Origin of the sequence: Streptomyces sp. NBC_00539, from assembly GCF_036346105.1 — a bacterium.
Taxonomy (GTDB): domain Bacteria; phylum Actinomycetota; class Actinomycetes; order Streptomycetales; family Streptomycetaceae; genus Streptomyces.
Genome location: NZ_CP107811.1, coordinates 4,037,294 through 4,050,508, shown reverse-complemented (window position 1 = coordinate 4,050,508; position 13,215 = coordinate 4,037,294). Strand labels below are relative to the sequence as shown.

The window sequence follows — 13,215 nt, the reverse complement described above, 5'->3', positions numbered from 1 at the left end:
TGCAGCGTCAGTTGTGGAGGGGGCCGACACCGCCACGGCCGGGCCCGTTCACGTGGCGGACGGGTAGGTGTCCTCTGCATCTTTCGCGGTTAGGCTGCGCGCACCCGCCTGCCGAAGGAGTCCCCATGCCCGGCCCCGCCGCCGTCCAGCCGCCGCCCGCCTTCGCCGCCAGGACGGCCGCGGTGGCGGGTTCGCCCATCCGCGACATCCTCTCCCTCACCGACCGCCCCGAGGTGGTCTCCTTCGCCGGCGGCTACCCGGCACCCGAGCTCTTCGACACCGCCGGCCTGCGTGCGGCCTACGACGCGGCCCTGTCCGCCCCCGCCTCCGCCGCCCGGGCCCTGCAGTACTCGACCACCGAGGGCGTACCGGAACTCCGCGCGACGATCGCCGCCCGCGCCACCGCCCGTGGGCTGCCCACCACCGCCGACCAGGTCGTCGTCACCAGCGGCTCCCAGCAGGGGCTCGCCCTGCTCGCCGGCGCCCTGCTCGACCCGGGCGACGTCGTCCTCGTCGAGAACCCGACCTACCTGGCGGCGCTCCAGGGCTTCGGCCTGGCCGGGGTCCGGGTCGTGCCCGTCCCCTGCGACGAGGACGGCATCCTCCCGGACGCCCTGGAGGAGATCGTCCGGCGGGAGCGGCCCAAGCTGCTGTACGCGATACCCACGTTCCAGAACCCGACGGGCCGCACCCTCCCCGGAGCCCGCCGGGCGGCGGTCGCGGAGATCGCCTCCCGGCTCGGCCTGTGGCTGGTGGAGGACGACCCGTACGGTGACCTCCGCTACGAGGGGGCGCACGAGCCGTGGCTCGCCGCGCACCCCGGGGCGCAGGACCGCACCGCCCTGCTCGGCAGCTTCTCCAAGCTCATGGCACCGGGCCTGCGGCTGGGCTGGCTCCGCGCCCCGGCGGCCCTGCTGCGGGCCGCGGTCGTCGCGAAGCAGGCGGCCGACCTGCACACCTCGACAGTGAACCAGCTGGCGGCCGCCCACTACCTGGCGGCGGTGGACCTGGACGCCCACGTCGCCACCGTCCGCGCGGCCTACCGCGTCCGAAGGGACGCGCTGCTGGCCGGCCTGCCCGAGGCGCTCCCGGCGGGCTCGGAGTGGAACCGGCCGGAGGGCGGCATGTTCGTCTGGGCCCGGCTGCCCGCCGGGTACGACGCGACGGCCCTGCTCAAGTCCGCCGTCGCACACGACGTGGCCTACGTCCCCGGGGCCCCCTTCTTCACCGGCACCCCCGACCACCGGACCCTGCGGCTGTCCTTCGTCACGCACACCCCCGCCGAGATCGCCGAGGGCCTGCGCCGGCTGGGCCGCGCCCTGCGGTAGTCGCCCCAGTCGGCCCCTCCCCACCGGGACCCCCGGCCGGTCACCCCCGGCCGGTCACCCCCGCCGCCCGCCCTCAGCCGTACAGCTTCTCGATCTCGGCGGCGTACCGCTGCGCCACCACCGCCCGCCGGAGTTTCAAGGTCGGGGTCAACGTGCCCGCCTCGACGGAGAAGTCCTCGGCGAGCAGGTGGAAGGCACGGATCCGGGCCGGCCGGGAGACGGTGGCGTTGGCCTCCTCGACGGCCCGCGCCACCAGGGCCCGGACCGCCGGGTGTTCCTCGGGCCGGGCCAGGGTGCCCGGGGCGATCCCCTCCCGGGCCGCCCAGGCCGCGATCTCGTCCGCGTCCAGGGTGATCAGGGCCACCGGGTGGGGGCGGCGGTCGCCGATCATCACCGCGCGGGAGACGTACCGGGACGCCTGGAGGGCGAACTCGACCTCCGTCGGGGTGATGTTCTTCCCCGCCGAGGTGATGACCAGCTCCTTCTTCCGGCCGATGATCGACAGGAAGCCGTCGGCGTCGAGCGAGCCGAGGTCGCCGGTGTGCAGCCAGCCGTCGGCGTCGACCGTCGCCGCCGTCGCCCTCGCGTCGCCGTGGTAGCCCGGGAAGACCATCGGGCCCCGGGCCAGGACCTCGCCGTCCTCCGCGATCCGGACCTCGCAGCCCGCGACCGGCCGGCCGACCGTGCCGGGGCGGGCCGACCCCGGGTGGTTGAGGCTGATCACCCCGGCGGACTCCGTCATCCCGTAGCCCTCGTGGACCGGGATCCCGCAGGCGCGCAGGAAGTCCAAGGTGGCGGGCGCGATCGGGGCGCCGCCGGTCAGCGCCCAGGTGAGCCGGCCCCCGAAGGCGGCGCGGACAGGGGCGTACAGCGTCTCGCGCGCCGCCTCGTACGCCGTGCGCGCCTCCTCGGGCAGGCGCCCCTCGGCAGCCAGTACGCCCAGCCGTACCGCCTCCTCGAAGCGCTCCCGTCCGCCCTCCACCGACTCCGCGAGCGACAGCACCACCGAGTGGAGCTTCTCGAACAGGCGCGGTACGGAGGGCAGGTGGGTCGGAGCCACCTCGGCGACCTCGGCCAGGACGTTCTCGATCCGGCCGCCGAAGTAGCACAGCTCCCCGCCCTGGAGCAGCGTGGTGAACTGGATGAGCTGCGCCAGCAGGTGGGCGAGCGGCAGGTAGAGGTACGTCCTGTCGCCCGGCCCGCCCTTCACCACCGGCAAGGTGGCGTCCTGGACGGCGCCGAGGTTGCCGTGGGTGAGCCGGCAGCCCTTCGGCGGCCCGGTCGTCCCCGAGGTGTAGACGACGGCGGCGTCCGCGTCCGGGGTCACCGCCTCCGCGCGGGCGCGCAGCTCCGTCTCCGGTGCCGGCGGCAGCTGCGGCAGGGCGTCCATCAGGACCACCTGCCGCAGCGCCGGGAGCCGCCCGCGCAGGGCTTCCACCCTGGCCGCCTGGGCGGCGTCGTCGCAGACCGCCACCACCGCCGCGGAGTCCGACAGCACCCAGGCCAGCTCCTCCTCCCCCGCCGTCGGGTACACCGGCACCAGGACGGCGCCCGCCGCCAGCACCCCGAAGTGCGTGCACGTCCACTGCGGCCGGGTCTCCGCGAGGACCACCACCCGCTCGCCCGCCACGATCCCCAGGCCCAGCAGGGCCCGCCCGGTGCGGCGGACGCGGGCCCGCAGGTCCTCGTAGGAGAGCGTGCTCCAGCCGCCTTCCGGGGCGGTGGCGGTGCCCGGCCGGAAGCGGAGCGCGCTGTGGTGCCCGTAGCGCTCCCCCGTCCACTCGGTGAAGAGAGCCAGCGTGCGCGGTCGCGCCAGGTCCTGTGCGGCGTCCATCGTCTTCGCCTCCCGGGGAGTGAGTACGACGACGCTAGGCACCGCAGCGGCCCGTACGGCATGACCGGAAGCGTCAGCACCGCTGACCCCGGAGCTCATTGGGGCTACCGTCGGTCCCATGGGGAGGCGGACGATCACCGTGCACCATGTGCGTGCCCTGCTGGCGGGGGCGCGGCGCGCCGGCATCGACACCGTGCCGCTGCTGCAAGAGGCGCAGATCCCGCCGCTGTTGCTGGGCGACGACCGGGCGCGGATCACGCCCGCGCAGTTCGCCCGGCTGTTCCGGGCGCTGTACCGCACGACGCAGGACGAGTTCCTCGGGCTGGGCGCGCTGCCGAGCCGGCCCGGCACCTTCGCGATGATGTGCTACGCCTCGCTGGGCTGCCGGGACCTGGGGGCGGCCGTCGAACGGGCCGCGGCGTTCTACGGGTTGTTCCCGGGCGGCCCGGAACTGGCGCTGGAGGTCGGCGACGGCGAAGCCAGGTTCGGGGTGCGGAGCGACTTCGTGGAGGGCGGCGCCGGGAACCCCGGCCGGGCCGAGGAGCGTTTCCTGTCCGAGTGCGTGCTCGCCATCTGGCACCGGCTGAGCAGCTGGCTGATCGGGCGCCGCATCCCGCTGCTGTACGCGGCGTTCGCGTACCCCGCGCCGCCCTACGCGCAGGAGTACGAGCTGCTCTTCGACTGCCCGGTCCGTTTCGGCGCCGACCGGACGGCCGCCGCGTTCGCCGCGCAGTGGCTGACCGCTCCGCTCGTACGGGAGGAGCCCGCCCTCGACGCGATGCTGCGCCGGGCCCCCTTCGACCTGCTGTCGCGGCCGGAGTACGGGACCACGGTCGCGGAGCAGGTACGCCGGACCCTGACGCGGCGGCTGCGCACCTCGCCCAGGCTGCCGGAGCTCGGGGAGGTCGCGGCGCGCCTCGCCGTGTCCCCGGCGACGCTGAGGCGGCGCCTGCGCCAGGAGGGCACGTCCTTCCAGCAGTTGAAGGACCACGTGCGGCGGGACGCGGCCATCGCGGGGCTCGCGGAGAGCGGCGAGCCCATCGCGGAGCTGGCCGCCCGGCTGGGCTTCTCCGAGGACACCGCCTTCCACCGCGCATTCCGCCGCTGGACGGGCACCACTCCGGGCGCCTACCGGATCGCCTCGGGCGGCTGACGGGCTGCCCGGCCGGCGCGGTGGGCGGCTCGGCGGCCGCGGTGGCGGGCGGCTCGGCGCGGTGGGCGGCTCGGCGGGCGCGGTTACGGGCGGCTCGGCGCGGTGGGCGGCTCGGCGCGGCGGCCGCGGGGGGCCGCGCGTCGGCCCGGTGATGGCTCCGGTCAGCAAAGGTGAGCTGCACAGTCAGCGACGTGCCGACCGGTCGGTCACTACCTTCTCCTCACCTGCCCCCACACGGACACCTGGGAGAGCCGCCCATGCGTTTGCGCTGCACCGCCCTCGCCGCCGTGGCCGCCCTGGCCCTCGGCCTCACGGCCGCGAGCCCCGCCACCGCCTCCGCCGCCCGCCCCGGCGACCTCGTCGCCACCGCGCCCTCCGCGTTCCACCCGCTGCCCGGCCAGCCCACGAACACCAAGGCCTGGAAGATCAGCTACCGCTCGACCACCGCCGACGGCGCGCCCGACGTCGTCTCGGGAACGGTCATCGTCCCGCAGGACGGCCGTACCGGCCCCCGCCCCCTGATCACCTACGCCGTCGGCACCGTCGGCATGGGCGACTCCTGCGCCCCGAGCAACAACCTCCCGAACGGCACCGCCATGGAGGCCAACCTCATCCAGCAACTCACCCTGCGCGGCTGGGCGGTGGTCGTCACCGACTACGAGGGCCTCGGCACGCCCGGCGTGCACACCTACACCGTCGGCCCCTCCGCAGGTCACGCCATGCTCGACGCCGCCCGGGCGGCCCTGCGCCTCCCCGAGGCGGGGCTGCCCGCGGACACGCCGATCGGCATCATGGGCTACTCCCAGGGCGGCCAGGCCAGCAGCTGGGCCGCCGAGCTGCAGGGCTCGTACGCACCGGAGTTGCAGGTCAAGGGCACCGCGACCGGCGGCGTCCCGGCCGACCTGATGAAGGTCGCCGACTTCAACAACGGCTCCTACGGCTCCGGGCTGATCTTCATGGCCGCCGCCGGACAGGACGCCGCCTTCCCCGAGCTGAAACTCGACTCCTACCTCAACCCGGCGGGCAAGGCCCTGGTCGGCGGCCTGCGCGAGGGCTGCGTCGCCATCGACGCCATCGCCGGCTCCTTCAAGCGGATCTCCGACCTCACCACCCGCGACCCGCTCGCCCAGCCCGACTGGCGGGCCCGGCTCGGCCAGAGCAGGCTCGGCGGGACCGCCCCGGCCGCGCCGGTGTACCAGTACCACGCGCTCGGCGACGAGCTGATCCCGTACGCCGTCGGCCGCGAGCTGCGCTCCGAGTGGTGCGCGCGGGGCGCGGACGTCGAGTTCGACACCGTCTGGGTCGGTGAGCACGTCAGCGGGGTCATCAGCCACTCCCTGGCGGCCGGCAACTGGCTCGCGGACCGTTTCGCGGGCCGCGCCACGCACGCCAACTGCTGATCCGCTGCGGCTGCCGGGCGGCGGTGTCCGGGGCGCCCGCCCCTCACCGCCCCCGGTACAACGCGTCGATCTCCCGCGCGAACTCCCGCGCGATGACGCCGCGCCGCAGCTTGAGCGACGGAGTCAGGTGTCCCCGCTCCTCGGTGAAGTCCTGCGGCAGCAGCACGAACCGCCGTATCGACTCCGGGCGCGACACCAGCGCGTTCGCCTCGTCGACGCCCCTTTGGACGTCCGCCCGCAGTTCCTCGTCCCGCACGAGCTCCGCCGTCGGCAGGTCGCCCTTCTTGTGCATCTGCCTCCAGTGCGCCAGCCCTTCCCCGTCCAGGGTGATCAGCGCGGCGACGTAGGGCCGGTTCTCGCCGACCACCAGGCACTGGGCCACCAGGGGGTGCGCCCGCAGCGCGTCCTCCAGGACCGCCGGGGCGACGTTCTTGCCGCCGGAGGTGATGATCAGGTCCTTCTTGCGTCCGGTGATGGTCAGGTACCCGTCCGCGTCCAGCTCCCCGATGTCGCCGGTCGCGAACCACCCGCCTGGCACGGTCGCCCCGCCGTTCCAGTAGCCCGCGAAGACGTGCGGCCCGTGCAGCAGCACCTCCCCGTCGTCGGCGATCCGTACCGCCGTCCCCGGCAGCGGCCACCCGACCGTTCCCAGGCGCGGCTTGAGCGGGGGCGTCACCGTCGCGGCCGCCGTGGTCTCCGTCAGGCCGTAGCCCTCGAAGACCTCCACCCCGGCGCCCGCGTAGAAGGCCGCCAGCCGCGCGCCGAGCGGCGAACCCCCGCTCAGGACGTACCGCACGCGCCCGCCCAGCGCCGCGCGGATCCGCCGGTACACGAGCCGGTCGTACAGTGCGCGCGCCGCCCGCAGCCCCCACCCGGGGACGTCGCTCTCGCCGTAGCGCCGGGCGATCCTCGCCGCCCGGTCGAAGGACGCGCCCCGGCCCATCCGCTCCGCCGTCGCCCGCGCGGTGTTGTAGACCTTCTCCAGGACGTAGGGGATGGCCAGCAGGAACGTCGGTCTGAACCCGGCGAGGTCCGCCATCAGGTCCTCCGTACGGATGCTCGGCGCGTGTCCGAGCTTCACCCGCGCGCGCAGGCAGCCCACGGCCACCATCCGCCCGAACACGTGCGACAGCGGCAGGAACAGCAGGGTGGAGGCCGGTTCGCTGGTCACGGCCCGGAAGACCGGGTGCAGCAGTTCCACCGCGTTGTCGACTTCGGCGAAGAAGTTCCCGTGCGTCAGCACGCACCCCTTCGGCCGGCCGGTGGTGCCGGAGGTGTAGACGAGCGTGGCGACGTCTTGTGGTGTACGGACCCGCCTGCGCTCGTGGACCAGCGCCTCCGGGATGCGTTCCCCGGCCCTGACGAGCCGTGCCACGGCTCCCGTGTCGAACTCCCACAGGTGCACCAGCCCCGGCAGGTTCACCCGTTCGGCGCTGATGATGCGGGCCTGCGTGGTGTCCTCCACGGCGCAGGCCACCGCCCCCGAGTCCTGGATGATCCAGCACGCCTGGGCCGCCGAGGAGGTCGGGTAGATCGGCACCGTCACCAGCCCGGCAGCCCAGCCCGCGAAGTCCAGCAGGGTCCACTCGTAGGTGGTGCGGGCCATGATGGCGAGCCGGTCCCCCGGCCGCAGCCCTTCGGCGATCAGCCCCTTGGCGACGGCGAGCACCTCGGCGGCGAATTCGGCGGCGCTCACGTCGCGCCAGCTGCCGTCGGGCTGCTTGCGCGCGAGCACGGCCTCGCCGGGCGCCTGGGCCGCGTTGTCGAACGGTATGTCCCCGAGCGACCCCCGCGCGGGCGGGCCGACGAGCGGGGGTACCGCGACCTGCCGCACCACCCCGTCGATGACGGTCTTCACGGGCTCGGCCGGCTCAGCGGGCTTCGGCTCGGCATGCACGGGCGTTCTCCTCGGTTCGGCTCCGGAGTTACCGCCGGTAATCTACGCACGGGTAACAGCCGCTGACCAGCCCCTGCACACGCCCCGACCACCCCGGACCCGAGTCCTCCACTTATCGCGCACGCCCGCCGCACGCACCGACGCGGACCGGGCGGTGTGAACCGCCGGGTCCGCGCGGAGGGCGCACTGCAGGCGCAGGCGGAACGGCTAGCCGGTGCAGTACCTCTTGAGCGCCGCGGTGAAGGCGGCGTCGTACGCCGCGTGGTGGGCTTCGTCGGCCTTCTTCGCCCCTTCGGAGTTCGGGACCAGGCCGTTCTGATTCTGCTTCTGGTTCTGCGGGGGCTTCGGCTGGGCGTCGCAGGTGCCCGCCAGCGCCAGCGCCTTTCCGTCCGTGAAGCCCTCGCTGGCGCCGCGTTCCCGCTCAGAAGTGATCAGCTTCTGGTTGACCGCGTCCTGAGCCGCCGCGCCGCCCACGCAGTCGGAGCCGTACCCGCCGCTCTGGGAGGCCTTGTACTTGCCGGCCGGCACGTCACCGGAGGTGAACGTGCCGTCGTCGCCGACGGTGGCGGTGCCGCCGCCCACGCCGTCGGTCTGGTCGAGGAGGACATCGCCCTTGGCCTTGTCGAATCCCTGGCCGGTCACGATCGCTTTCGTCGCGTCGTCGGCCTTGACCTCGACGAAGCACGCGGCCGAGGCGGATGCGGCGCCCGGAGCCGTCTTCGGGGCCGCGGCGGCCCAACCGGTGGCGGCCGTACCGATGGCCAGCGAACAGGCCAGCAGGGGGGTGAACAGAGTGATGCGGGTGCGTTGGTTCATCGTTGTTCCTCACCTGTGGTGGGGCAGGGTGAAGGAGTCACGTGGCCGACCACTGCGAGGGGGCCGACGACCCGTGGCCCACGATGCCGGCGCGGTGCGCCGGGGGCGGGTGCGTGCCGTGCGCACCTCCCGATCGGCCCCGGCAGGAGGCCGCCACCCCCATGCTCCCCTGCCCCCCGGAACCTGTCGACCGGGAGCCGCTTCGCCCTGCCAGGGGGCCGCGGAGCCTTAGGCGGCCGATGCGTTGGCCGGTTCGCCGGGGGAACAGTCGCGGCAGCGGCCCGGTTCCTTGGAGCGGAAGACGCGTTCGCAGCCGTCGCAGGTCTGGAAGGGGTCCGGGCGGGTGACCGGGACGACGGGCAGGGCCGCAGGGAGCGGCGGTGGGAGCATCGCGGTGAGCCGGTAGCCGAGGATGCCCGCCGGGTTGCGCAGGGGCTCGGGGAGGTCGGCGCTCAGCTTCCGGGCGATGACGTCGGGGGCGATCCCGCGTGCGAGCCAGGCGGAGAGCCCGGGTGCGAGGCGAAGGACGTCCCGTTCGGACAGGAGCAGCCGGGGGTCGAGGCCGCGCAGGCCCGCCAACAGGTCGAAGGTGGCCGGATGGAGGGCGACGGGGGCCGCTCCCGGCCCTCCGGTCCCGGCTTCCGCCTCCTCGGCCTCGCGGTCCGGCTCTTCCGGTTCCGGTTCCGGCTCCTCGACCTCCCGGTCCGGCTCTACGGCCTCCCCTGCGGCCTCGGGCACCGGTTCCGGTTCCGGCACGGGGGCGGGCCGCACGCGCCCCGGACGGGTTTCCGCGGGGTCCTCCGCCTCGGCACCCGGCTGCTCGTAGTAGTACGTCCGCGTGACCATCCGCCCGTTGTCCAGCCGTACGACACGCCGCTCGACGTAGCCGAACTGCTCCAACTCCCGCAGCGCCGCGGCCATGCGGATCTGCCCCTCGGGGAAGTGTGCGGCCAGCGCCTTGATGTTGACGGACGCGCCGTCGGGCAACGACTGGATGTACAGGGCGACGCCGATGGCGGTCGCCGACAGCCGGGCGTGCTGGGCCAGGTGGTTGCCCACCACCGTGAAACGCTTGCGGTGACGGGACTTGACGTGGATGACGCCGGACCGGTGATTCCGGGGCGTAAGCCGGGCGGCCGCGCGCGGCAGCGCACTAGACTGCGTGAAAGCCATCGGGGAAGGCACTACTTCCTTGTTGGTAACCATCGGGAAGCTGCTACTTCCCTGTTGGTCAGGCCCTCGTCCGGGATTCCAGTCCCGGCGGGGGCCGTTTCATGTCTGGGGTTGTGAAGCTGAGCATATGCCAGCCAACCCCGCGCAAATCCAGCCCAGTTGCCACAGTTCACCCGTCCGAGCGACGGGAGGCCGGGAGGGTTGGTCGGTGGTCATTCACCCTCTCTCGTCCTGGGAAGTACAGGCACCAGCGCCACCGGGTCCCGGCCCACCGCGACCCGGTCGCCACTGCCTGCCGAGGAGGTACATACCCACCCGAACTCCCCGCGCCGGAGACACCTCTCGCCCGGCTCCCTACCGGCTCGCACCATTACCAGACCCGGCGCCGCCACTGGTGCGCCGGAGATCCACGATGATCTCCGCACCCAGGACGTAGGCCGGGACGCCCGAGGTGATGAGGGCGGTTTCGGCGACGCCGATGAGGTCCGCGAGGGTGGCGCCGGCATGCAGGGCGCCCTGGGCGTGGATGCGGGCGGGGTGTTCACGGCCGAGGGACAGGAGCTGCCCGAAGTGGACGAGCTGCTGCACGCGCGCGCCCAGCGGGTTCTCGGTCAGCACGATGTGCCGCAGCGCCGCGAGGGCCTCTTCGGTGGGGAGCCGGTCGAAGTCCCGCGCCAGGCTCAGCCGGTCCTGCACTCCGCCCGGAACGCCGCCGAGGGTGGAGGTGTAGCGGGCGCGCACGGCTTCGGTGCGGCGGGCGAAGTCGCCGTCGCTCACGACGCGACCCGGGCGATCGAGGCGCGTACGGCCTCCAGGGCGCCTTCGGGGAAGTCCACGGCCCCGCCGATGGCGGCCGCCGCGATCTCCGCCTCGGCGCTCTCCTCGATCGCCACCACCAGGTGGGCGGTCGCCGCCGAGTCCGGGCCGAACACCAGGATGCCGTGGTTGGCCAGCAGGGCCGCCGAGGTCGTCGGGCACCGCTCCAGTACGTCGGCGATGCCGCGCACCGCCACGTCGGACCCGCGCGGCCCCCAGGGAACCACCGGGACGGCCTCGGCCTGCCCGAAGCGGAGCATCGGCTCGGTCCGGCACGGCAGGGGCCGGTTGGCCACGGCGAAGGCCGTCGCGGAGGGCGAGTGGGTGTGGATGACGGCACCCACCTGCGGCCGGGCCCGGTAGACGATGCTGTGCATCGTGATGATCTCGGCGCTGACCGACCGCAGCTCCCCCTCCAGGACCTGCCCGTCGAGACTGACGACCGCCAGGTCCTCGGGCCGGACCCCCCGGACGAATCCGGGCGTCAGCAGGAAGCTGTCGCCGTCGAGCCGGGCGCTGAGGTTGGCGTGGCCCGAGTGGGACATCACCCCCGCCGCGAACAGCGCCTCCGCCGCCGCGACCAGGTCGTTCCGTGCACGCGTGGTTGCCATCGGGCACCTCCGAAATCTGCCGGCAGCGGCCGCTTCCGTTCGCCGCTGCCCTCCTGCACCCCACTCTTCAACTTGAACTAAGGTTTAAGTCAAGCGCCGGTCCGGAAGAGCCGGGACGTGGACGAGGAGCGGCCCATGCGCATGACCATCGGACAGCTCTCGGAGGCCACCAGGGTTCCGGCGTCCGCCATCCGGTTCTGGGAACGCCACGGCCTGCTGCCCGCGCCGGAACGACAGGGCGGACAGCGGCGCTACCCGCCGGAGGCGGCACAGCGGATCGTGGTGCTGCGCAAGTGCCAGCAGGCCGGACTGACCCTGGCGGAGATCGGCGAGTTCCAGGAGGACCAGCCGCGCAGGCAGGCGATGATCCGCGCCAAGATCACCGAGGTCGAGCAGCGGATGATCGACCTCGACCACGCCCATCAGTTGCTGGTCCACGCCCTCCAGTGCGGCGAGGAGGACATCGTCAGCTGCCCGAAGTTCCGCGAGCAGATGACGGCTTGGGAGACGCCCTCCACGTAGCGGCGCCCCACGAGACCTCCGCCCACACCACCTTCCCCGGCGCGGGCCCCTCCCGCACGCCCCACCGGTCGGCGAACGCGTCCACCAGCACCAGCCCCCGCCCCCGCGCGCACAGCACGGGCAGCCGGTCACCCCGCGTATCGGCCACCTCGATCCGCAGCACGCCCGGACGCGCAAGCAGCTCCATCCGGAACCCCCTCCCGGGCACCCGCCCGTGGGTGACGGCGTTCACGGCGAGCTCGGCCACGATGGCGCGGGGCGCGTCCAAGGGCAGGCCCCAGCCGCGCAGTTGCTCGACGGCGAGCAGCCGGGCGAGCCGGGCCCCGCGAGGGGTGGCGGACAGCAGGACGTCATAGTGCCGGGCGTCGAGCGCGCTTGCGGCGAGTTCACTGTTCACCTCACAGAGCGTGGCGGCGTGTGCGTAGCGTGAGAAGTCACAACGCCCTTGCGTCCGGGCTTTGTCCGGACGTTGTCCCGTGCTGTCCGGTCCGTCCGGACCGTTGCCCGGGGAAGGGGGCGTTGAGGACATCGGCTCGTCGGAGGTGGCGCGCGTGGGCGTGGACAGTGACGGTACGGAAGACGCCGGCTGGGACGTCGATCCCGAGGACGAACAGGGGGTCGCGGTCCTGTCCGCGCTCGGTCGCCAGCTCCGCACCTGGCGGGAACAGGCGGGAATGCGGGCCTCGGACCTGGGCGTGGCGATCGGGTACGGGGAGGACCTGGTCCGCAAGGTCGAGTCGGGCAGGCGCATCCCGCGCCCGGAGTACCTGGACAAGGCGGACGAGGCGTTGGGGGCGGGCGGCAAGATCCGCGCGATGAAGCCGGACATGGAGCAGGTGCGGTACCCGAAGAAGGTTCGGGATCTGGCGAAGTTGGAGGCGCGGGCGGTGGAACTGTCGGCGTACGGCAACCACAACCTGCACGGGCTGCTCCAGACGGATGCCTACGCGCGGGCACTGTTCGAGATGGCGCAGCCTCCTCAGTCCCCCGAAGAGGTCGAACGAGGGGTGGCGGGGCGTTTGGCGCGCCAGTCGATCTTCGAGCGGATGCCGGCGCCTGCGCTCAGCTTCGTCCAAGAAGAGGTAACCCTTCGGCGCACCATCGGAGGCACAATGGTTCTGCGTAGGCAGCTGGAACGCCTACTGGAATTAGCTCAGTTGCGGAACGTCACGATTCAGGTGATGCCGACCAACTGCGATGACCACGCCGGGATGGGGGGCCTGATCCAGGTGCTGAAGTTCGGTGACGGCACGGCGGTCGGACGCTCGGAAGGCGTGTTCAACGGCCGTCCCGTATCCGAGCCACGACAGCTCCAGATCTTGGAGCTGCGCTATGGAATGATCCGCGCGCAGGCTCTCTCACCACGGGCGTCCCGGGCCTTCATCGAGCAATTGCTGGGAGAAATATGACCCCCAAGTCCGAGCTGCAATGGTTCAAGAGCAGCTACAGCGACAGCAGCGACATCAACGACTGCGTCGAGGTGGCCTGGTTCAAGAGCAGTTACAGCGACAGCAGCGAAGGTGACGACTGCGTCGAGGTCGCCGCCACCCCCGCCGCCGTCCTCGTCCGGGACTCCAAGGACACCGACATCCCCCACCTCGCCTTCGGCCCCGCCGCCTGGGCGGGGTTCGTGGCCTCGGCCCGCTGAACCGCGCCGCACCGCAC

The 13,215-nt window shown here is 73.3% G+C and carries 13 protein-coding genes; 6 read left to right on the top strand and 7 right to left on the bottom strand.

Annotation, left to right across the window (positions count from 1 at the left end):
* The first annotated feature begins 125 nt into the window (after positions 1-125).
* Positions 126-1,328: an aminotransferase-like domain-containing protein gene (locus OG861_RS18265; protein ID WP_329195999.1), complete on the top strand. Its 1,203-nt coding sequence runs from the start codon at positions 126-128 to the stop codon at positions 1,326-1,328.
* 73 nt (positions 1,329-1,401) lie between these two features.
* Here the strand turns inward: OG861_RS18265 and OG861_RS18260 are convergent, their stop codons facing one another.
* Positions 1,402-3,162 (bottom strand): AMP-dependent synthetase/ligase, encoded by a 1,761-nt coding sequence (locus OG861_RS18260; protein WP_329196001.1) that lies wholly within the window; start codon positions 3,160-3,162, stop codon positions 1,402-1,404.
* Between the two features lie 118 nt (positions 3,163-3,280).
* On the opposite strand from OG861_RS18260, the gene OG861_RS18255 reads away from it, so the two are divergent.
* Together OG861_RS18255 and OG861_RS18250 are read left to right on the top strand one after the other, a co-directional pair.
* Positions 3,281-4,315, top strand: a complete 1,035-nt coding sequence (locus tag OG861_RS18255) for an AraC family transcriptional regulator (RefSeq protein ID WP_329196003.1) — start codon at positions 3,281-3,283, stop codon at positions 4,313-4,315.
* A gap of 257 nt (positions 4,316-4,572) precedes the next feature.
* Positions 4,573-5,715: a lipase family protein gene (locus tag OG861_RS18250; RefSeq protein WP_329196005.1), complete on the top strand. Its 1,143-nt coding sequence runs from the start codon at positions 4,573-4,575 to the stop codon at positions 5,713-5,715.
* A gap of 43 nt (positions 5,716-5,758) precedes the next feature.
* Here the strand turns inward: OG861_RS18250 and OG861_RS18245 are convergent, their stop codons facing one another.
* The 5 genes from OG861_RS18245 to OG861_RS18225 all read right to left on the bottom strand — a co-directional run bounded on the left by OG861_RS18245 (position 5,759) and on the right by OG861_RS18225 (position 11,028).
* Positions 5,759-7,612 carry an AMP-dependent synthetase/ligase gene (locus OG861_RS18245; protein ID WP_329196007.1) on the bottom strand — a complete coding sequence of 618 codons (1,854 nt, stop codon included), beginning with the start codon at positions 7,610-7,612 and terminating at the stop codon, positions 5,759-5,761.
* Between the two features lie 207 nt (positions 7,613-7,819).
* Complete coding sequence (locus tag OG861_RS18240) at positions 7,820-8,428, bottom strand: hypothetical protein (protein WP_329196009.1); 609 nt, start codon at positions 8,426-8,428, stop codon at positions 7,820-7,822.
* Positions 8,429-8,656: 228 nt separating this feature from the next.
* Positions 8,657-9,601 (bottom strand): helix-turn-helix domain-containing protein, encoded by a 945-nt coding sequence (locus OG861_RS18235; protein ID WP_329196010.1) that lies wholly within the window; start codon positions 9,599-9,601, stop codon positions 8,657-8,659.
* Between the two features lie 354 nt (positions 9,602-9,955).
* Positions 9,956-10,378 (bottom strand): carboxymuconolactone decarboxylase family protein, encoded by a 423-nt coding sequence (locus OG861_RS18230; protein ID WP_329196012.1) that lies wholly within the window; start codon positions 10,376-10,378, stop codon positions 9,956-9,958.
* Entirely contained in the window at positions 10,375-11,028 is a 654-nt protein-coding gene (locus tag OG861_RS18225; RefSeq protein ID WP_329196014.1) for a class II aldolase/adducin family protein, read from the bottom strand. Before OG861_RS18225 ends, OG861_RS18230 begins: the two co-directional genes overlap by 4 nt.
* Before the next feature lie 135 nt (positions 11,029-11,163).
* Between OG861_RS18225 and OG861_RS18220 the strand changes: the two genes are divergently transcribed.
* On the top strand, positions 11,164-11,550 hold the full coding sequence (locus tag OG861_RS18220; RefSeq protein ID WP_329196015.1) for a MerR family transcriptional regulator: 387 nt from the start codon (positions 11,164-11,166) through the stop codon (positions 11,548-11,550).
* Here OG861_RS18220 and OG861_RS18215 read toward each other — a convergent pair.
* Positions 11,495-11,947: an ATP-binding protein gene (locus OG861_RS18215; protein WP_329196016.1), complete on the bottom strand. Its 453-nt coding sequence runs from the start codon at positions 11,945-11,947 to the stop codon at positions 11,495-11,497. The genes OG861_RS18220 and OG861_RS18215 overlap by 56 nt on opposite strands.
* A 154-nt stretch (positions 11,948-12,101) precedes the next feature.
* On the opposite strand from OG861_RS18215, the gene OG861_RS18210 reads away from it, so the two are divergent.
* Together OG861_RS18210 and OG861_RS18205 are read left to right on the top strand one after the other, a co-directional pair.
* Positions 12,102-12,959, top strand: a complete 858-nt coding sequence (locus tag OG861_RS18210) for a helix-turn-helix domain-containing protein (protein ID WP_329196018.1) — start codon at positions 12,102-12,104, stop codon at positions 12,957-12,959.
* On the top strand, positions 12,956-13,198 hold the full coding sequence (locus OG861_RS18205) for a DUF397 domain-containing protein (RefSeq protein ID WP_329196020.1): 243 nt from the start codon (positions 12,956-12,958) through the stop codon (positions 13,196-13,198). The genes OG861_RS18210 and OG861_RS18205 overlap by 4 nt, the downstream gene beginning before the upstream one ends.
* The last annotated feature ends 17 nt before the right edge of the window (positions 13,199-13,215 follow it).